The organism is Desulfomicrobium apsheronum (assembly GCF_900114115.1).
Classification (GTDB): Bacteria; Desulfobacterota; Desulfovibrionia; order Desulfovibrionales; family Desulfomicrobiaceae; genus Desulfomicrobium; species Desulfomicrobium apsheronum.
On record NZ_FORX01000009.1, the window covers coordinates 120075 to 141091 of the forward strand.

Genomic DNA, 21017 nt, shown 5'->3' on the forward strand with positions numbered 1-21017 from the left:
TGACGAAATGTTTGTGCCCCATGATGTAGAGCAAAGCCCGCCCGTTGAAAAGACGACCCTTGCTTTTTGAGCCGGTCCTTGCCAGATCATCAGTTCCGCAACACTCAATCACGCGCGTGAGGTTCTCATGTCCAATCCCAAGAACTGGATCATCGCCCTGCTCCTTCTGGTCATCGCAGGCCAGGCCTGGCTGCTCCTGGACAAGGACTCAAGCGACGAGCCCAAGGCCCTGTCCGTGATCGGCGTCAGCCTCGACAGCGCCATGCGCACCACCCTGGCAGTGGAATTCGACCAGCCCGTTCCAGACACGGTCCGCGCGCAGGCGCCGCCGGCCGACATCGAGCCCAAGGCCGAGGGGCAATGGGTGTGGACCAATCCCTACACCCTGAAATTCCTGGCCCAGACGCCCCTGCCGCTGGACATGCAATACTCCCTGACCTTGAGCCCCGAAGTCTTTCCGGATGAAATCCTGAACGCGGAACGCACCCGGCTCATCCGCACCGGAAGCTTTGCCGTGCAGGAGATGACCGTGAACGAACTGGCCTCGGAAGCCGGGCCGGACATGGTCGAACTGGAGGGCCGCGTCGTCTTCAACGCGCCCGTGGACCCGACGAATCTGCTGGCGGCCATGAGCCTGCGCGAAGCTGATGGCGCCCCTGTCGAGCTTTCGCTTTTGACCCAGTGGCGCACGACCAGCTTCGGTTTTCGCAGCGCCCCCGTGCGCAAGGACAAGGCCGGACGCACCCTCACCCTGCGCCTGGCTCCTGAGCTGACCGTGGCCGAAAAGAGCCTGGCCCTCGGACAGGAATTCCGCCGGGACATCGAATTGCGCCTGGACCCGGTGCTGCGTGTCGTCGGCGTCAGCCCAAAGGCCGACAAGGACCAGTCGCGCATCGACCTCGAATTTTCCGCGCCCGTCAGCGCCGCCGCCCTGCGCGAGCTGCTGCGCATCGAACCCGAGACCCGAATTTCGGTCTCGGCCCACGGCAAGACTGCGTCCCTGAGCGGCAAGCTCGAACCCGGCAGCACCTGTACGGTCCGCATTGCCAAGGGCCTTGCGGCCGAAGACGGAGCCGTGCTTGAGGCTCCTTTCAGGCAGGATCTGCGCATGCCGGACCTGCCCCCGAGCGTGGACTTCTCTTCCGCCGGCATGTTTCTGCCGCGTCAGGGGCAAGGGCTCCTGGGGGTCGAATACGTCAACGCCGACACGGTGGAACTGACCGTGAGCCGGGTCTTCCCCAACAACCTGAGCACCCTCTTCCAGGACTACGGCTACTCCATCTTCGACAGCAGCGCCGCCCGGGACTCGGTGCCGTATCATCTGGGCAGCGAAATCCACCGCGAAACGTTCAGCGTAAGCTCCGCCTCCAACAAGGTGCAGGAGCGGACCCTGTCCATGTCCGAGCTCATCCCCGACAAGCGTCCGGGCCTCTACAAGCTTGGCCTCAGCCTGCCCGGGGACTATCGCGGCGCCACGCGCTGGGTTCTGCGTACGGACATAGGCCTGGTGGCCAAGGAGGACGGCGCGGGCTTTCTGGTCTGGGCCAGTTCCATCGGAGATCTGCGCGCCCTGGACGGCGTGGAACTGACGCTGCTGAGCTTCAGGAACCAGGTCCTCGGCACCACCCGCACCAACGCCGACGGCCTGGCGCGCATCCCCTACGCGGGGCATGACGACGAACTCGGCTCACCGGCCATGATCCTGGCCCGGCACGGCGAGGACTTCAGCTTCATCGTTCTGGACCGCTTCCGCATCGACACCACGGGGCTCGATGTCAGCGGCGCATCAATCAGCCAGGCCGGATTGCAGGCCTATATCTACGGCAAACGCGACATCTACCGCCCAGGCGAAACCCTGGACGCCGCCGTCCTGGTCCGTGACGGACGCATCGGCACTCCGCCCGATCTGCCCGTGACCCTGGAGCAGCGCGACCCCGAGGGGCGCCTGCTGCGCACCCTGAACCTGGTCCTGGACCGGGGCATGGCCGGACTGAGCCTGGACATCCCGGACTGGTCCCTGACCGGACACTACCTGCTGCAGGCCCTGAGCGGCGGGCAGGTCATCGGCTCCTACGCCTATCAGGTGGAGGAATTCATCCCCGACCGCCTGAGCGTCGAGATCGCCTCGCCCCAGACGCGGGGCGAACCGGGCCAGCTTCTGCCCTTCGAAGTCGTGTCGCGTTATCTCTTCGGACCTGCGGCCGCAAAACTGGCCGTCTCGGTCAAGGCGCGGCTGCTGGCCGCCGACTTCGCGCCCAAGGGCTTTGAGGCTTACAGCTTTGGCGATCCGGGCAAGAGCTTCGAGCCCCTGCCACTCCTTGCCACCGAAGCCCGCCTCGACGCCGACGGGCGGGCCGCCTTCGACGTGAGCATCCCGCAGGATCTGACCCCGCCGCTGGCGCTCTGGGCCGAGTTCACCGGCCGCGTGCGCGAACAGGGCGGACGCGGCGTGACCGCCAGAAAGCGCATCCCTGTGCACGCCTACACCATCTACCCCGGCATCAAGCGGCCAGGGTCCATGGAGCTTGAGCCGCGCAAACGGGCCGTGTTCGAGTTCGTGACGGTGAGCCCGGAAGGCAAGAAGAGCGCACATCCGGAGCTGGTCGCGACCCTCTTTCAGGACCAGTGGCAGACGGTCATGCGCAGGACGCAGTCCGGTTTCAGTTACGAATCCGTGCGCAACCCCGTGGAAATCTCGACCCAGCGCATCGCTCCGGGTGACGGCGCGGGCGCTTTCGCGGTCACGCCCCCGGATTACGGCTCCTACCGGGTGCGCCTGACCGACCCGGCCAGCGGCGCGGCTTCGGAGCTGGAATTCTACTGCGGCGGCTGGGGCTACTCGCCCTGGGCGGTCAAGAACCCGGCCCGTCTGGAACTGATTCCGGACAAGGAAGGATATCTGGCCGGGGAGACGGCCTCCATCCAGATCCGCTCCCCGTTCGCGGGCAAGGCGCTGATCACCGTCGAAGGCCGGAACGTGGAACATCTTGAAATCGTGGAGTTGAACGGAAACACCGGCCAGTTGCGCATCCCGGTGCGCGAGGACTGGCAACCCAACGTGCATCTCACGGCCACCCTGGTTCGCCGGGCCACGGACATCACGCCCGGCAGCGCGGGACGGGCCTTCGGGGCCACGGCCCTGTTCGTGGACAGCCTCTCGAACCGCATGGACCTGCGCGTTGACGCCCCGGAAGAGGTCCGGCCATTGACGGATCTTGAAATCCGGGTCCAGGCCAAACCCCGCTCGCGCCTGACCGTGGCCGTGGTCGACGAGGGCATCATGCAGCTGGCCGGGGGCAAAAACCCGGACCCCTTCGCCCATTTCTACGCCCAGCGCGCCCTGGACGTGATCAGCTACGACAACTTCGCCTTCATGTTCCCGCACGTGGGCGCAGCAAGGCCCCTGGCCGGCGGCGGCGACGATCTGGGCGGAGCCTCCGCCTTCATGCGCACCGAAGGCATCCGCCGGGTCAAGCCCGTGACTTTCTGGTCCGGAGTGCTCGACGCCGACCACACCGGAATCGTCACGCACCGCGTCCGCCTGCCCGATTTCCAGGGAGCGCTGCGCATCGTCGCCGTCGGCAACGAAGGCAAGAGCTTCGGCACGGGCACGGCCATGACCCGCGTGCGCACGCCGCTGGTTCTGACCCCGACCCTGCCCCGCTTTCTGTCCCTCGGGGACGAGATCGAGATCCCCCTGACCCTGCGCAACGACACACCCTCCGGCGGTTCCTTCCGCATCGACGCAAGCGTGACCGGACCGGCCACGCTTGGAGCCATGCCCGGCCCCCTGACCCTTGAACCCGGACAGGAGGATACCGTCTATCTGCCCCTGCGCTGCGGCACGGAGGAAGGCAAGGTCACCCTGAGCTTCATCGCCACGGGAGGCGGCGAGACCGCCACGGCCGGGGAAGAGCTCGATCAGCGCTCGCCCCTGCCCGTGACCCGAACCATGGAGACCACGGCCCTTGATGCGGCGTCGGGCGAAATCGGCGCGCCTGTGCCGGACAGCTTCCTGCCGGGCTCGGTCAAGCGCACGGTACACCTCTCCACCCGGCCGCTCATGCGCTACTCCGGGCATCTGGAGAATCTGCTCGGCTATCCTTACGGCTGCGCCGAGCAGACCGTGTCCAAAGCCTTTCCGCTGCTGCACTTCGGGGCCCTGGCCCGGGAACTGGCACCGGGACGCTTCAATGCCGGAGGTCCGGCCGGGCTGGTTCAGGCGGCCATCCGCCGCCTGCAGACCATGCAGACCCCGTCCGGCGGCTACGCCTTCTGGCCGGGAGGCAGCGATCCCGACCCGTGGGTCTCGGCCTATGTCTGCCACTTCCTGCTGGAAGCACGACTGGCCGGACACACGATCCCCGAGCGCATGCTCGAAAGCGCATTCTACCATCTTGAATCACTGGCCAATCCCGAACCGGGGAGCACGCCGCAAAAAATCGAACAGGCCGCCTACGCACTCTATGTCCTGGCGCTGGGCAAGAAGCCCAATCTTGGCAGTCAGGACTATCTGCGCGCGACCTTTGACAAGTCCCTGAGTGGCGTGGCCAGGACTCTTCTGGCCGGAGCCTATCTGCGGACAAACAACCACGGCGCGGGCTTTGCGCTCCTGCACGCGGCTCCGGCCGTCGACGACGAGCGCCGGGAGAGCGGGGGCAACCTTGGCTCGGGCCTGCGCGACCGGGCGCTCATCGCGCTCATTCTCCTTGAAAGCGTGCCCGACGATCCCCTGCTGCCGGAACTCATGACCCGGATTTCAGGGGAACTTGGCCGGGGCGAATGGCATTCGACCCAGGAGACGAGCCTGGCCTTCATGGCCCTCGGCAAATATCTGGCCGCCCTTGATGACGGACGTCCCTTCGCGGGCACCCTGGCCTGGACGGACGGAGCGCAGACCTTCGGGGACACGATGCTCTTCATGCGGGAGAACATCCCGACCGCAGGCGCGCTGACCCTTGAAAAAACGCCTGCCGACCGGACCGTCTTCGCCACCGTGCTGACCTCGACCACGCCGAAGACTGCGGCCCATGCCGCCTTCAGCCGGGGTATCGAGGTGGATCAGACGCTGCTGCGCGAAGACGGGCAGGCGCTGGTGGACAACGGCGTACGCCAGGGCGATCTGATCGTCATGCGCACCAGGGTGCGCAGCACCTCCGGGCGCATCGACAACGTGGTCGTGCAGAGCCTCCTGCCCGCAGGCCTGGAAGTGGAGAATCCGCGTCTGGCGACCACGGAGCGGCTGGACTGGATGGCGGAAGAAGCCCTCATGGAAGGCCATCAGGATCTGCGCGACGACCGCATCCTCGTCTTCACCAACCTTGATGGAAACGGCTGGAAGACACGCTACAGTGTGCTGAGGGCAGTAACTCCGGGCCGCTTCGCCCTGCCCCCCGTGCAGGCCGAGGCCATGTACCATCCCGGCCTGCGCGGCGGTGGCGCGCTTGAGGCCATCACCGTCCAGAGGGAAACGCCGGTCCCATGAGCAGACTCAGATGGATCGCGGCGGCTCCATGGCGCAAGGCCGCCGCGATCCTCGTTTTGATCCTGGGGCTCCTGGCCTGTCTGGCCATGCTCCTGGACCGCATCTTCCCCTTTCCCGTGGAGCGTCTTGAGGCCCCGGCCGCCGTCCGCGTTCTGGACCGGGACGGCAAGCCGCTGCGCTTCTTTCTGGCCGCCGACGGGATGTGGCGCTTCCCCCTGACCTTGAGCGAAGTCTCCCCGGACCTGACCGCGGCCCTCATTGATTCCGAGGACCGCCATTTCCACCTTCATCCGGGCATCAATCCGCTGTCCGTACTGCGCGCGCTCTGGGTCAATGTCCGGCACGGACGGATCATAAGCGGGGCCTCGACCATCCCCATGCAGGTCGCGCGCCTTGCCGACCCGCGCCCGCGCACGCTGGGGGCCAAGGTCGTGGAGGCGCTGCGCGCCCTGCAACTATGCTGGCATTATCCCAAGGAAAAGATTCTGTTCTGGTACGTCAACCTGGCGCCCTTCGGCTCCAACGTGGTCGGAGTAGGCGCCGCCGCCTGGCATTATTTCGGCAAGGCTCCGGACACCCTCTCCCTCGGGGAGATCGCCCTGCTCTCGGTCCTGCCGCGCTCGCCGACCCGCTACAACCCGATCCGAAACCCCGGCCTCGCGCGGGAGGTCCGGGACCGGGTCCTGGACCGCTTCGCCGCGCATGGCGTCTTCGATCCGGCGCGCGTGGCCGAGAGCAAGACCCGCCCGCTGCCCGGCCGCCGCGTAGCCGTGCCGCAGGACGCGCCGCATTTTAGCCGCTGGGTGCGTTCACGCCTTCCCGAATCGCCCGTGATCCTGAGCAGCCTGGACAGACGCGCCCAGGACATCACCGAGGCCCTGGTCAAGGGACGCATGGACGGTCTGCGTCGTCAGGCCATCGGCAACGCAGCGGCGGTGGTACTCGACATAAAAAGCCGCCAGATCCTGGCCTACGCCGGATCGGCGGACTTCTGGGATGATTCCCGGCAAGGGCAGGTCGACAATGCCCTGTCCAGGCGCTCGCCCGGATCGACCCTGAAACCCTTTCTCTACGCCCTGGCCTTCGACCAGGGGCACCTCGTGCCCGACTCCATGCTGCTCGACGTGCCCACGGATTTCGCAGGCTACGTCCCGGAAAACTACGGCCAGAATTTTCAGGGCCTGGTCAGCGCGCGCACGGCCCTGGCCACATCCCTCAATGTCCCGGCCGCGCGCCTGCTGAACCGCTGCGGGCTTGTCCCCTTCCACGGACTGTTGCGCGAGGGAGGCCTCTCCACCCTGGACAGACCTGCGAGCCACTACGGCTTGTCCATGGCCCTGGGCGGCTGCGAGGTGCGGCTGCTGGAGCTGACCAACCTGTACGCCACCCTGGCCGCGGCGGGGCTGCACCGTCCCGTTTCTCCCCTGGCCGGGGGCCCGGACCAGCGCGAAAAGGACGTCCGGCTTTTCTCCCCCGAAGCCTCGGCCATGACCCTTGGCATCCTGGCCACGACCAGAAGACCCGACCTGCCCGACGCCTGGGAGTTCACCCTCATGGCGCCCAAGGTCGCCTGGAAGACCGGGACATCGTTCGGACACCGCGACGCCTGGGCCGTGGGCGTGAGTCGCGACCTGGCCATCGGGGTCTGGGTCGGCAATCCTGATGGTTCGCAATGCATGAACATCTCGGGGGCGCGCCACGCCGGTCCCCTGCTCTTCGATCTCTTCCGGGCCCTCTCCCCCGGGACGACGCGCCTGCCCTCTTTCCCCACCCCCGCGCTGCAACGCATTCAGGTCTGCGCCGTCAGCAGGGAACGCCCCGGCCCCGGCTGTCCGCTCAGCACGGCCGACGCCATCGCCGGAGTGACCATGCTCCCGGCCTGCGGCATGCACAAAGAGATCTTCGTCAGTCCCGGGTCGGGCCTGCGTCTGCACGGGGATTGCCTGCTCATGAAGGACTCGCGAAAAGAGACCGCGCTGATCTGGCCCCCTGAGCTGGTGGCCTTTCGCCGCGCCCAGGGCCTCAGCCTGCCGGGGCTGCCGGGCATCGACCCCGACTGTCCGGACGTGCCGGATGAGGGCGGACCGGTCATCCAGTCCCCATCCGCGAGCACGCCCTACCAGGCCCGCCCCGACGCGCCCCCGGAGTTTCAGCGTCTGGCGCTGTCCGCGGCCGGGGCAGCGGGCGCGACGGTTCATTACTGGTATGTGGACGGTCGCCACGTGGGCCGAACCGCTCCCGAGACGCCCTGCTTCGTTCCCTTGCAGAGCGGCACGCACGAGGTCGTGGTCACCGACGATTACGGACGCAGCGCCCGCACGACCTTCACGGTGCGCCGGGCAGCCAAGGCTGGCCTTGGCAGCCCGGATGAGCCCTGATAGGCAGGGCTCATCCCGGAGGGTCCATGGCCATCAAGCTGCATCTCGTCTTTCAGGATCGCGTCGGCATCGTCGCCGACCTGTCCCGCCGCATCGCCGACCGCAAGTTCAATATCGTGGCCATGGAAGTGGACCGCGTGGACGATCTGGCCCATGTCTACGTGGAGGCGGAAGACCGGCAGCCCGAAGCCCTGCCCACGGACCTGCCCGAGGCTCTCGGGGACATCCCGGGCCTGCTCACCTCCCGCGCCATCGACACCCTGCCCCAGGAGGAACAGGCCAGGCGGCTGCGCGTGGTTCTGGACAACATCGCCGACGGCGTCGTGGCCGTGGACGCGGCAGGACGGGTCACGACCATCAACGCCGCGGCCTGCCAGATCCTGAACCTGGACCAGGACAGCGTGCCCGGCATGGACGTGCGCGAACTCGAACTCGGGGATACGGCCATTCTGGACAGCCTCGCCGGAAGAGAAAGCGGGGACGTAAAGCGCACCCTGGTCACGCCTTCGGGCCGCTTTCAGTATTTCGCCACCTGCCGCCCCATCCGCGACGCCCAGGGGCACATCATCGGGGCGGTGGAGATCGCCAAGGACATGCAGGAGATCCGCATGCTGGCCCGCAGCATCTCCGAGCCCGCCCAGATCAGCTTCTCGGACATCGTCGGGCAGAACCAGAACATCAACAACCTCATCGGCTACGCCCAGCTCATCGCGGCCACGGACTCCATCGTCTGCATTCGCGGCGCGTCCGGCACGGGCAAGGAGCTCTTCGCCCGGGCCATGCACACGGCAAGCGGACGACCCGGCCCCTTTGTGCCCATCAACTGCGCGGCCCTGCCCGAACAGCTGCTTGAAAGCGAGCTCTTCGGTTACGTGGGCGGAGCCTTCACCGGCGGCCTGAGGGACGGCAAGCCCGGCCTGTTCGAAGTCGCGAGGGAAGGCACCGTCTTTCTGGACGAGATCGGCGACATGCCACTGGCTTCCCAGGCCAAGATCCTGCGAGTCATGCAGGACCACTGCGTACGACGCATCGGAGGATCGCGGGAGATCCCCATTCGGGCACGGATCATTACCGCCACCAACGGCAATCTGGAGAAAATGGTCGAGGAAGGAAGCTTCCGGCAAGACCTGTACTACCGCATCAACGTCCTGCCCATCCATATCCCGCCCCTGCAGGAACGCCTGGACGACTTAGGCCTGCTGGCCGAACATTTCCTGTTCACCCTGGCCTCGCGCATGGGTCGTCCGGTCAAGGCCGTCACCGCCAAGGGCCTGACCAAGCTGCGCGCCCACCACTGGCCGGGGAACGTACGCGAACTCAAGAACGTGGTCGATCGCGCCGCCATCCTCTGTCCGGCGGAGAACATCGACGAACGCTTCCTGATCCTGGCCCACGAGCTTGGCGACGGCATCCCGGGCCAGACCCGGCAAGTCCAGACCGCCGATCCGGGCAAACCCATCAAGGAGCAGCTGGACCGCCTGGAAAAAGACATCCTTGAAAACACCCTGACCCGGGCCAAAAGCGTCCGCCAGGCCGCCCGAACCCTGGGCCTGTCCCACACTGCCATCCTGAACAAGATCAAGAAACACGGCCTGCGCGTGTCCAGGCCGCTGCGCGTCGAATAGATTCAACGCATCGAGATTCAGGAAAAATTTGGGGCGATCCTCAAACCCATGGCGAAAACGGGTCGCGTACCGCACCAAACCACAATCAGCCTTGCCTCTTTTCCTTCACGCCTCTCGGTGATAAAAGAGTGAATCATGGAGTCCAGCACCAAATCCAAGCCATCCCACCGATCCATTCTCATCATCGAGGACGAGGAGTTCATCCGCCTGACCGTCGCCGACCATCTCAAGGACAGCGGGCACAGCGTCGATGAGGCCCCGAGCGGAGCGGAAGGGCTGCGCATGCTCGATATCGACCGTCATGACACGGTTCTTCTTGATTTGCGACTCGGCGACATGGACGGGCATTCCATCCTGGCCGGAATCCGGGAAAAATCTTCCGAGATCCCGGTCATCATCGTTTCCGGAGCCGGGGACATGCACGACGTCATCAAGGCTCTGCGCGCCGGGGCGTCAGACTTTCTGACCAAGCCGATCCTCGATTTCGCCCTCCTCGACCTGGCCCTGGAAAAGGCCTGGGAACGCCTCGATCTGCTTCAGGAGCGCCGCGAATATGCGCGGGAACTGGAAAGACGGGTTCTCGAACGAACCGCCGAACTGGCCGAAACCAACCGCAAGCTCCGGGAAAGCGAAGCGCTTTTTCGCCAACTGGTCGAAAACATAAAAGAGATCTTTTGGCTCCAGCAGCTCAATCCCCCACGCATGCTCTATGTCAGCAAGGCCTGCGAAGACATTCTCGGCGTGTCCGAGGAAGTAATTATGCACGACATCAGGAATCTGGCCGACCGCATCCATCCCGATGACCGTGATCGCGCCCGGCACTTCTACCAGCTTAAAACTCTTGAATATTCCGCCGATGAATATTTCAAATTCATCAGGCCCGACGGAGAGATCCGCTGGCTTCGATCCAAGATATTCCCCATAGCCGACACCGAAGGGGTCTTCACCCGCGTCGCGGGCATCACCGAAGACATCACCGAGCGCGTCGCCGCTGCCGAGAGAGAAAAGGACAATCAGCGCAAGCTCATCCAGGCCGACAAGTTGATCTCACTCGGAACCCTGGCGGCCGGAGTGGCGCATGAGATCAACAACCCCAATCATCTTTTGCGATTGAACGCCCAGGCCCTGGAGCAGATCTGGAAGCTGCTCCGTGAACAGCTTGACGAGTCGAGCCCTGAAATAGCCGCCATATCCATCGGCGGCATGAGCATGGGGCAGCTCGACACGGAAATACCGCGCCTGCTGGGCGGCATGATCGGAGCTTCGGACCGTATCCGCGACATTGTCCAGTACATGAAGGATTTTGCCCGGACGGACACCCAGGGCTTCGACGTGCCGGTCAACGTGGGAGATGTCCTCCGCGCCGCCATTTCCCTGCTGCACAACCAGCTCAAGAACGCGACCGACCGCCTGGAAGTCGGCATCGAAGAGGATCTTCCTCCGGTGAAAGGCAGGCAACAACAGCTGGAACAGGTTTTCATCAATCTGCTCATGAACGCCGCCGAAGCCCTGCCGGACAAAAACGCAGGCATCCATGTCCGCTTGCGCAGGCAGAGTCCACACCAGCTGGAGCTGACAGTCCACGATGAAGGGACGGGAATTTCCCCGCAAGTGATGGGACACATCTTCGACCCCTTCTTCACCACCAAACGCGACTGCGGCGGGCTCGGACTCGGGCTTGCCATCAGCAAGACCATCATCGACTCCCACGGGGGGGAACTTTGCTTTGAACCTGTAGAAAGCGGAGGCACCCTGGCCCGGGTGACGCTTCCGGCAATGGAGACGGGAGCATGAACCTTTATCCCGCTCATCCCGTCCTGCTGGTGGACGACGAAGAAGAAATCCTGGCCAGCCTGAGGGTCACGCTGGCCCTGGCCGGAATCACCAATACCGTCCTCTGCCCCGACGGCTCGGCGGCGCTGGATATCGCCCGGGACAGGGAAGTCGAGGCCGCGCTCCTGGACGTGCTCATGCCCGGCCGCAAGGGAGACGAAATCCTCGAAGGGCTCTTGAACCTCCAGCCCGACCTGCCCGTGATCATGGTCACCGGGGTCGACGACGTGGACCTGGCTGTTTCATGCATGCGCAAAGGCGCCTATGACTACATCCGCAAGCCCGCCGACTCGGAGCGCATCGTCTCCGCCCTGACCAGGGCCTTCGAACTGCGCACCATGCGCCGGGAGCGCCACAATCTTTCCGCCGGATTCCTGAACCCCGCCCCGCCCAAATCCGCAGCTTTCAACGAGCTCGTGACGCACAGCCCGGCCATGTTGCGCATCTTCCAATACTGTGAAGCCATCGCCACGAGCCCGGAGCCGGTGCTCATCATGGGGGAAACAGGTGTGGGCAAGGAGCTGCTGGCCCGGGCCATCCACAATGCCAGCGCCCGCAAGGGAGAGTTCGTGGCCGTAAACGTGGCCGGGCTTGACGATCAGGCCTTTTCCGACTCCCTTTTCGGCCATGTGCGGGGAGCTTTCACCGGCGCGGACCGGGCGCGCGGCGGCTTCATGGAGCGGGCCGCCGGGGGCACGCTCTTTCTGGATGAAATCGGAGACCTGCCTTTGCAGGCCCAGATCAAACTGTTGCGCGTCCTGCAGGAAAGGGAATTCTACCCCATGGGTTCGGATCGGCCCAAACCCCTGACCGCAAGAATCATCTCGGCCACCAATCGACCAGTCGATGAATTGAAAGAAGTTCAGCGCTTTCGCACCGACTTCTATTTCCGCATCGCCACCCACTCCCTGACCATCCCTCCCCTGCGACATCGCCCTGAAGACATCGCCCCCCTGGCGGATCATTTTCTGGCCCAGGCCGCAACGACCTACGGGCACGCCATCGAATTCCCGGCCCGCGTGCTCGAACTCCTGGGTGGATACGCATTCCCCGGCAACATCCGTGAACTGCGAGCCATGATCCTCGACACGGCGGGAAGATCTCAAAACGGCCAGTTCTCCCTCAACGTCCTGGCCGAGAAACTGTCCCAAATCCAGCCCGCGCGGCAAAGCGGCGCTCCAGATCACGTGTTCTCCAACGTTCCGCGCCTTCCAACCCTGAAGGAAGGCTCCGAGGCCCTTGTCGCCGAAGCGCTGAAACGCGCCGGAGGCAATCAGCGTCGGGCGGCCCAACTCCTGGGCATCACGCCGCAGGCCCTGAATTCACGCCTCAAACGCAGATCGTCCTCGTCCGTATAAAGATACGTTGATCCCATTCCAAAATCTTGAGTTTCCTTTCCGCCCTCGGCCCACACGGCCTGCGGCTCCCGCGACATATGGAACATAAAGATACGTTGATTCCATAAACCGCCCTCTTTTTCGCGCCGCTTTCCCAACACGCTGTTTTAAATCATCTTTAAGCACAAAAATAGAATGGCACGTCTCTTGGTAATCGCATTCCAGGAGGTGCCCCATGGACACATCGAACCAAACAACAACGCCCACGGTCCTGCTCATCGATGATGAGCGGATGAACCGTCTGATCGTTGGCGACTACCTCCGCGACAGCGGCTACGCGGTTCTCGAAGCGGAATCCTCATCCGAGGGGTTGCGCATTTTCGATAATGCCCGGCCCGATATCGTCATCACCGACCTGCGCATGCCGGGAGGCGACGGGAATCAAGTCGTCACGCGGTTACAGAATGTCGCGCCCGACACCCCGGTCATCATCATATCCGGAACAGCAAACCTGGAAGAGGCGCTGTGCATGCTGCGCGAAGGAGCCAGTGATTTCATCACCAAGCCGGTGCGGGAAATGGACCGCATCAAGCACGCCATCGACGCGGCCATGAAAAAAGCGCACCTGCATCGGGAAAACCGCCTCGTCAAATCCGCCCTGGAAGACGCAATTCAACAACAGACGCATGAATTGCGGGATCTCAACGCGAAACTCAAGAATGCCCTTGAATCCACGGTCAACGCCCTGGGCGTCATCGTGGCCCAGAAAGACCCCTACACCGCCGGACACAACGATCGGGTGGCACGTATCGCCATGACCCTTGGCCATTCCATGGGTCTGTCCCGGGACCGCATCGACACCCTGCGCGTGGCCGGGAACCTCCACGACATCGGCAAGATCAGTGTTCCCGGAGAAATTCTGAACAAGCCGGGCAGGCTCACGCAGGAAGAATTCGAGAGGGTCAAGGTCCACCCGGAAACAGGCTTTGAAATACTCAAGGACATCCCTTTCCACGGACCGGTGGCGGAAATCGTGCTCCAGCACCATGAGCGCTACGACGGCACGGGATATCCGCGCGGGCTCAAACGCGACGAAGCCATGCTCGAAGCGCGCATTCTCGCCGTGGCGGACATCTACGAAGCCCTCACCTCGGACCGCCCATACCGGCAAGCCCTTCCACACGAACAGGCCATGGCGCACATCATCCGAGAAGCCGGCAAGCAGATCTGCCCTCTCTGCGCTTGTGCCTTCATCGCCGCAAACAAATCAGGAGTGCTCTCCGCCATCGCCAGAAACGAACATATCGAAAATATTGCAGACCATGAAAACACGCATCCATAACCTCATTCGAGATTCATACATAACAAAAACTGCCAAGTGTATCCAAAAATACATGAAACAAAACACTTCAAAGCAAACTTTGCAGCCAACAATACTTTGTTAAACAAATTGCACAATGCGGAGACACATCTCATGGCAAAATTCACGATTCGAACAAAACTGATCGGTGGAATGCTGCTCCTTGTGAGCTTGGTTTCTTGCGGACTGGGCTACATCGCTTTCAACCGCGCCAAGCACGCCGCCTTTATCCAGGCCGAGGAGAACATCATCGCCGTGGCCAGATACGGCGGCGAGCTGGCCAAAAACCGCCTGGATTACCACGTCGTAGTTCTGCAGGGCATTGCCAATCGCCACGTGATCCGGTCCATGGACTGGGCGCTGCAACGGCCGGCTCTGGAGAGCGAGATCGCCAGAATGAAGTATCAGGGAATGGGCATCGTCGATGCGGACGGCATGGCCCGCTACTCCGACGAAAGCAGAGCCGACCTGAGCGACAGGGATTACTTCAAACAGGCCATGTCTGGCCGGACAGGGTTCTCGAGCGTCATCATCAGCAAGGTGACGAACACGCCGGTCATCATGGCCGCAACGCCGATCACCGACAATGCTTCGAACGTCCGGGCAGTTCTTGTCGCACGCCTCGACGCAAATCTGCTGAGCGACATTACGGACGGCATCAAATACGGCCAGAGCGGCTATTCCTTCATCGTCGATGACCAAGGGACCGCCATCGCCCACGCCGATCGTCAGTTCGTCCTGGAACAACGCAACTTCATCGCGGAGAGCAAGACCAATCCCGAATTCACCGCCGTGGCGAAAATGCTTCAGCGCATGACCAAGGGCGAGACCGACTTCGAGCAGTATCCGTTCATGGGCAAGGACCGCTTCTTTGGCTTCGCCCCCATCAAGGGCACAGGGTGGTCCATCGCCGTCGGAGGCCTGGCAGAGGAGATTCTGGCCCCGATTCACGAAATGCGCTGGATGATCGGGCTGGCTTCCGTGGTGTTCTTCATGGTCGGCATCGGCATGGCGCTGCTCATCGCCAGAGCGGTCCTGAGCCCGGTCAAAACCTGCGCCAACCTGCTGAGGGACATCTCCGAAGGCGAAGGCGACCTGACCAAACGGCTGCCTGTCGAAGCAAACGATGAAGTCGGTCAATTATCCCAATACTTCAACAACTTCGTCTCAAAACTCCAGATCATCATCGGCAGCATCGCCGACAACGCCCGGACCGTGGCCTCCTCAGCCACGGAACTCTCGGCCGTGAGCAGCCAGTCGACGCAAAGCGTCCACGCCCTGTCCGCCAAGACGTTCACGGTGGCCTCAGCCGCCGAGGAAATGAGCTCCAACATAGCATCCGTCGCCGCAGCAATGGAGCAAACCACGTCAAACCTCGCTTCCGTAGCCGCAGCCACCGAACAGATGACTTCCACCATTGGCGAAATCGCGGAAAACACGGAACGCGCGAACACCACGACCGAAGGCGCGGCAAGCCAGGTGGACAGTTTCGCCTCCGTGCTGCGCCACCTTGGCGAAGCCGCGCAAGAGATCGGCAAGGTCACGGAGACCATCTCCGCCATTTCGTCGCAGACCAATCTGCTGGCCCTCAACGCCACCATCGAGGCGGCCAGGGCGGGAGATGCAGGTCGTGGATTTGCCGTAGTCGCCAATGAAATAAAGGAATTGGCGCTTAAGACAGCCGAAGCGACCAGCGACATCAGGGAACGCATCGGCGGTATCCAATCCGCGACAGGCAGCGCCGTTAACGACATCGACCGGATCGTGAACGTGATCGGCGAGGTGAATTCCATTGTCGGAAACATAGCCGCCGCCATCGAGGAGCAGTCCGCCGTCACCCGCGAAGTGGCGAACAACATCGCCCAGGCGACCGAAGACGTCCAGGACGCCAACCTCAGATCCACGGAAATGTCCACTGTGTCCCGGGACATCACCCGGGACATCAACGCCATCGACACGGTCACAAACGACATCAGCTCCGGCGGAGAACAGGTTCAGACTAGCGCCGAGGAGCTCTCGAAGCTTGCCGAAGATCTGAACGGTCTGGTGGGGCAATTCAAGATTTAGGCGGCGGCACGCAGCAGGCCAGTTCTCCTGGACGACGAGGCTCCACGACTCGGAATCCAGAATACAGGCCGGGACGGCAGCACCCCGCCATGGTGGCTGTCCGCGTCCATGATTTTCACAGTCAACACCCGTAACCAAACACGTACAAGGAGATTTCCCATGCAATGGTTCATCAACATGCGCATCATGAGCAAGCTTTTGCTTTCTTTCGCCATCACTTTATCCATCATGGCCGGCCTGGGCTGGTTTGCAAGCACCCAGATGTCGCGGGTCAACGAGAAATCCACAGAAATCAGTGGCAACTGGCTTCCCAGCGTCCAGGCTTGTGGAGAGCTTAATGCGCTAATCCTCGAAGTTCGCAATGCAGAATATGGACATGCCATCTCAGAAAATGAAAAAGATATGGCTCAATACGAACAGCGTATCGAGCAATACAAGGCTGAAATACAAAATATCAGGGCTATGTATGAAAAACTACCCAGCCTGGAAGAAGAAAGTCGCCTTTATGAGGGTTACAAGAACCACTGGAACCTTTATATAAAAGAAAACACAGCGATAGTAGCCCTCTCACGTGCCAACAAGACTCAAGAAGCGGTAAATGCCATGCGCGGCACCTCTCGGATCGAATACTATGCTGCCAAAGAGGCTCTGGAAAAAATCATCCAGATCCAGAAGAACGCCTCCGATGCCGCCAGCGCCGAAGCCGACGTGATATACTCCAACGCCCGCACCTCCATCATCATCGCCAATACCATCGCCATTCTTGTCGGGGTTCTGCTGGCCTTTCTCGTAGCACGGGTCATCACTCGCCAGTTGGGCACGGAACCAGGCGTCATCGCCACCGTCGCGGGACGGATCGCCAATGGCGACCTGGCCATCGCGTTCAACGACACCACGCGTCATATCGGCGTCTATGCCGACATCAAACGCATGTGCGAACGTATTCGTGAAATCGTGGCCGAGGTGCAAGGCGCCTCTGAAAACGTGGCGTCAGGTTCCGAGGAAATGAGCGCCTCGGCCGAGCAGCTTTCCCAGGGTTCCACAGAGCAGGCCGCTTCCGTGGAGGAAGTGTCCTCCAGCATGGAACAGATGGCCGCCAATATCAGGCAAAATGCCGACAATGCCGGACAAACCGAAAAAATCGCCCTCAAGGCGGCCCATGACGCCGACGCAAGCGGCAAGGCAGTCGTCCAGGCTGTGGACGCCATGAAGAACATCGCCGAGAAAATCTCCATCGTCGAAGAGATCGCCCGTCAGACCAACCTGCTGGCCTTGAACGCCGCCATCGAGGCTGCGCGCGCTGGTGAACACGGCAAGGGCTTCGCGGTGGTCGCGGCCGAAGTGCGCAAACTGGCCGAACGCAGCGGCACCGCAGCGGCCGAGATCAGCGAACTGTCTTCCTCCACGCTGAGCGTTGCCGATCAGGCTGGCCAAATGCTGGTCAAGCTGGTCCCGGACATCCAGCGCACGGCCGAACTGGTGCAGGAGATCTCCGCCGCCTCCAACGAGCAGAACGCGGGTGCGGAACAGATCAACAAAGCCTTGCAGCAGCTTGACCAGGTCATCCAGCAGAACGCCTCGGCCTCCGAGGAAATGGCCTCCACCTCCGAGGAGCTGTCCAGCCAGGCCGAGCAACTGCAAAGCACCATCAGCTTCTTCCGTCTCGGCGTCGATACGGACAGGGCGGTCCGTCAAACGACTCGCCTGACCCGGCCGCAGCCTGCCCGCAAAACCCCAAAGGCGCTGGTTTCCAAAGCCCCGGCCAGCGGTCTTGCCCTGGACATGGGACGCGACGATGAAGACGACGACTTCGAACGCTTCTAACCAGAGGACGAGACAAGCAATGAACGACAACACTATCCTGCAATATCTGACCTTCGCCCTGGGTGATGAGGTTTTCGCCCTCGAAACCGGGTTCGTGCGCGAGGTCATCGAACTCGTGCCCGTGACCCGCATCCCCAAGACCCCGCCGTTTCTGCGCGGAGTCATCAACCTGCGCGGGCACGCCGTGCCCGTGGTCGACCTGCGCGTCAAATTCGACTTGCCACAAATCGCGGACACGGTGAGCACCTGCATCATCATCGTGGATGTGGAAATTGAAGGCGAGCAGTGCCACGTGGGCGCCATCGTCGACTCCGTGCTCGAAGTCTTCGAGATGGCAAACGACCAGATCACGCCTCCGCCGCGCATGGGCACGGCCATCCGCGCGGACTTCATCCGAGGCATGGGCAAGCAGAACGAGGAATTCATCATGATCCTCGACATCGGCAAGGTGTTCTCGTCCGAGGAGCTTTGCTTGCTGGGTGAGGCCGAACCCCTCGAAACCGACTCGTAACCGGGGGCGCCCCTGCGGCGCCCCCCAACCCCCGATTCCGAGCCACAGGGACCCTTGCGGTCCGGTGGAACGGAAAGAACATACACCCGCCAGGAGACTTCGATGTTTTCGTGCACCGTCACGGCCGATCCAGGACATGTGGTCGTAAAATTGTCCGGCGACCTCATTGTGGAACATTCCAGGGAAATCCACGCCGAACTGCTGACCTGCCTGTCCCGGGAGAACGCCATGACCATTGACCTGGGGGAATCGGCCCGGATCGACCTTTCCTTTGTCCAGATCCTGTCCGCCCTGCTCAAATGTCCGGACAGGAACGTCAGGATTGCAAACCTGCCCCTGCACGTGACCGACACTGCCGGAGTTCTGGGAGCGGGTGATATCATCAGGGAACTCTCAACCCGAACAGAGGACAATGCATGAGCAAGACCATCATGACCGTCGACGACTCGGCCAGCGTCCGCCAGATGGTCAGCCTGACCCTGAAGGACGCCGGTTACGCCGTCATCGAAGCCCGCGACGGCAAAGACGCCATGGCCAAGTTGTCCGGACCCGTGGACATGATCCTGACCGATCTGAACATGCCCGGCATGGGCGGCATCGAACTCATCCGCGCCGTGCGCGCCACGCCGCAGTACAAGTTTACGCCCATTGTCATGCTGACCACGGAATCGCAGGCCTCTGCCAAGGAAGAGGGAAAATCGGCCGGAGCCACCGGCTGGATCGTCAAGCCCTTCAAACCGGATCAGCTCCTGGCCGTTGCCAGAAAGCTGCTGCGCTAGCCCATCAACCCGGAGTCAGAGATGTTCAGAGAAGAAATGCACCGTCAGGCATTCAAGGAAGAAGCGCTGGAGCTTCTTGGCGAGCTTGAAACCTCGCTGCTGGAACTGGAAACGGACACGACCAATGACAACGTCATCAACCGGGTCTTCCGCGCCATGCACACCATCAAGGGTTCCGGCGCCATGTTCGGTTTCGAGAATGTCGCTTCTTTCACCCACGAAGTGGAGACGGTCTTCGATCTGGCGCGGACGGGCCATATTGAAGTTACCAGGGAACTATTGAGCCTCACGCTCCTGGCCAGGGACCACATCCTGGCCATGGTCGAAGGAAAAGATTCGGGCCCGGGGGCTGAGGAGGTCATCCGGGGGCTCAGGGCACTCAATCCGGAACACAAGCCCCTCGAAGCCACGCCAACCCGCGAACCGCTTACGTGCGCCATGAACCCGAACCTGCGTACCTGGCGCATCCGCTTCGCCCCACCCAAAAACCTGTTCATGAGCGGGACCAACCCGGCCTCCCTTCTGGAAGAGCTGTGCGAGATGGGCGAGCACCACGTCATCATGCATTTAAAGGACATCCCCGCCCTGCCCAAGCTCAATCCCGAGGACTGCCTGGTCTGGTGGGACATCATCCTGACCACGACCGGCAGCGAGGACGAAATCCGCGACGTCTTCATCTTCGTGGAGGAAGACAGCGACCTGACCATCCAGATGGTCGGAAGCTGCCAGGGCATCGATGAGGAATCCTACAAGCTCATCGGCCAGATCCTGGTCGAGAAGAACGACATCACCAAGGACGCCCTGGAGCGGATCCTGCTGGAGCGCAAACCCATCGGACAGCTTCTGTCCGAGGCGGGACTGGTCAGCGCAAGTCAAGTCGAGGCGGCCCTGGTCGAGCAGCAGGAAGTCAAGCGCCTGCGCCAGACGGCCAGCGCCGAGGCCCAGCAGACTTCAAGCATCCGCGTCCCGGCGCAAAAGCTGGATTATCTGGTGGATCTGGTCGGAGAGCTGGTCACGGCCCAGGCGCGACTGACCCAATTTGCCAGCGAACAAAGCGACGCAAGGCTGCAAGCCATTTCCGAAGAAATCGAGCGGCTCTCCGACGAACTGCGCGACAATACCCTCGGCATCCGCATGTTGCCCATCGGGTCGACCTTCAGCCGCTTCAAACGCCTGGTCCGGGACCTCTCCCAGGAGCTCGGCAAGCGCATCGTGCTTGAAACCCACGGCGAGGACACCGAGCTGGACAAGACCGTCATCGAACGCCTGAACGATCCCTTGGTACACCTGCTCAGGAACAGCATCGACCACGGCATCGAGAGCCCAGAGGAGCGCCTGGCCCGGGGCAAGAATCCCGAGGGTCTGATAGAGCTTTCGGCCGAGCACTCCGGAGGCGAGGTGCTCATCCGCATCATCGACGACGGCGCGGGCATCGACCCAGAACGCATCCGGGCCAAGGCCGTGGAAAAAGGCATCATCGCTGCGGACACGCTCATGTCGGACAAGGATGCGCTCATGCTCATCTTCGCGCCGGGCTTCTCCACGGCCGACAAGGTCACCAGCGTTTCAGGGCGCGGCGTGGGCATGGACGTGGTCAAGCGCAACATCGACGCCCTGCGCGGCCGCATCTCCCTGGAGAGCGTTCCCGGCCAAGGCACGACCATCTCCGTGCGCATCCCCCTGACCCTGGCCATCATCGACGGTTTGCAAGTTCAGGTCGAGAACAGCTATTTCATCATGCCCCTGTCCGCCGTGGAAGAATGCGTGGAGCTCATCCGCAAGGACAAGGACCGCGCCGATCTGATCAACCTGCGCGGC

The 21017-nt window shown here is 62.7% G+C and carries 12 protein-coding genes; all 12 read left to right on the forward strand.

The genetic code is table 11. The annotated features are described in order from the left end of the window. The first annotated feature begins 127 nt into the window (after window positions 1–127). A complete protein-coding gene (locus BMZ40_RS10400) occupies window positions 128–5485 on the forward strand; it encodes an alpha-2-macroglobulin family protein (protein ID WP_092375036.1) in 5358 nt (1785 codons plus the stop codon). Beyond that, complete coding sequence (pbpC, locus tag BMZ40_RS10405; RefSeq protein ID WP_245751085.1) at window positions 5482–7863, forward strand: penicillin-binding protein 1C; 2382 nt, start codon at window positions 5482–5484, stop codon at window positions 7861–7863. Before BMZ40_RS10400 ends, pbpC begins: the two co-directional genes overlap by 4 nt. Before the next feature lie 26 nt (window positions 7864–7889). Beyond that, a complete protein-coding gene (locus BMZ40_RS10410) occupies window positions 7890–9488 on the forward strand; it encodes a sigma 54-interacting transcriptional regulator (RefSeq protein WP_092375039.1) in 1599 nt (532 codons plus the stop codon). Between the two features lie 135 nt (window positions 9489–9623). After that, on the forward strand, window positions 9624–11282 hold the full coding sequence (locus tag BMZ40_RS10415) for a response regulator (protein ID WP_092375044.1): 1659 nt from the start codon (window positions 9624–9626) through the stop codon (window positions 11280–11282). After that, window positions 11279–12679, forward strand: coding sequence for a sigma-54-dependent transcriptional regulator (locus BMZ40_RS10420; RefSeq protein ID WP_092375047.1), 1401 nt, complete (start codon window positions 11279–11281; stop codon window positions 12677–12679). The genes BMZ40_RS10415 and BMZ40_RS10420 overlap by 4 nt, the downstream gene beginning before the upstream one ends. 214 nt (window positions 12680–12893) lie before the next feature. Continuing rightward, a complete protein-coding gene (locus BMZ40_RS10425; protein ID WP_092375050.1) occupies window positions 12894–14000 on the forward strand; it encodes an HD domain-containing phosphohydrolase in 1107 nt (368 codons plus the stop codon). A gap of 132 nt (window positions 14001–14132) precedes the next feature. Further along, window positions 14133–16085, forward strand: coding sequence for a methyl-accepting chemotaxis protein (locus tag BMZ40_RS10430; protein ID WP_092375052.1), 1953 nt, complete (start codon window positions 14133–14135; stop codon window positions 16083–16085). A gap of 159 nt (window positions 16086–16244) precedes the next feature. Continuing rightward, the gene (locus tag BMZ40_RS10435; protein WP_092375056.1) at window positions 16245–17909 is read left to right on the forward strand and encodes a methyl-accepting chemotaxis protein; all 1665 of its coding nucleotides are present in this window, start codon (window positions 16245–16247) and stop codon (window positions 17907–17909) included. A 19-nt stretch (window positions 17910–17928) separates the two neighbouring features. Next, entirely contained in the window at window positions 17929–18420 is a 492-nt protein-coding gene (locus BMZ40_RS10440) for a chemotaxis protein CheW (RefSeq protein ID WP_092375059.1), read from the forward strand. A gap of 102 nt (window positions 18421–18522) precedes the next feature. Next, entirely contained in the window at window positions 18523–18840 is a 318-nt protein-coding gene (locus BMZ40_RS10445) for an STAS domain-containing protein (protein ID WP_092375061.1), read from the forward strand. Next, a complete protein-coding gene (locus BMZ40_RS10450; protein WP_092375064.1) occupies window positions 18837–19199 on the forward strand; it encodes a response regulator in 363 nt (120 codons plus the stop codon). The genes BMZ40_RS10445 and BMZ40_RS10450 overlap by 4 nt, the downstream gene beginning before the upstream one ends. A gap of 21 nt (window positions 19200–19220) precedes the next feature. Further along, the coding region (locus BMZ40_RS10455; protein ID WP_092375067.1) for a chemotaxis protein CheA at window positions 19221–21017 on the forward strand (1797 nt) is incomplete at its 3' end.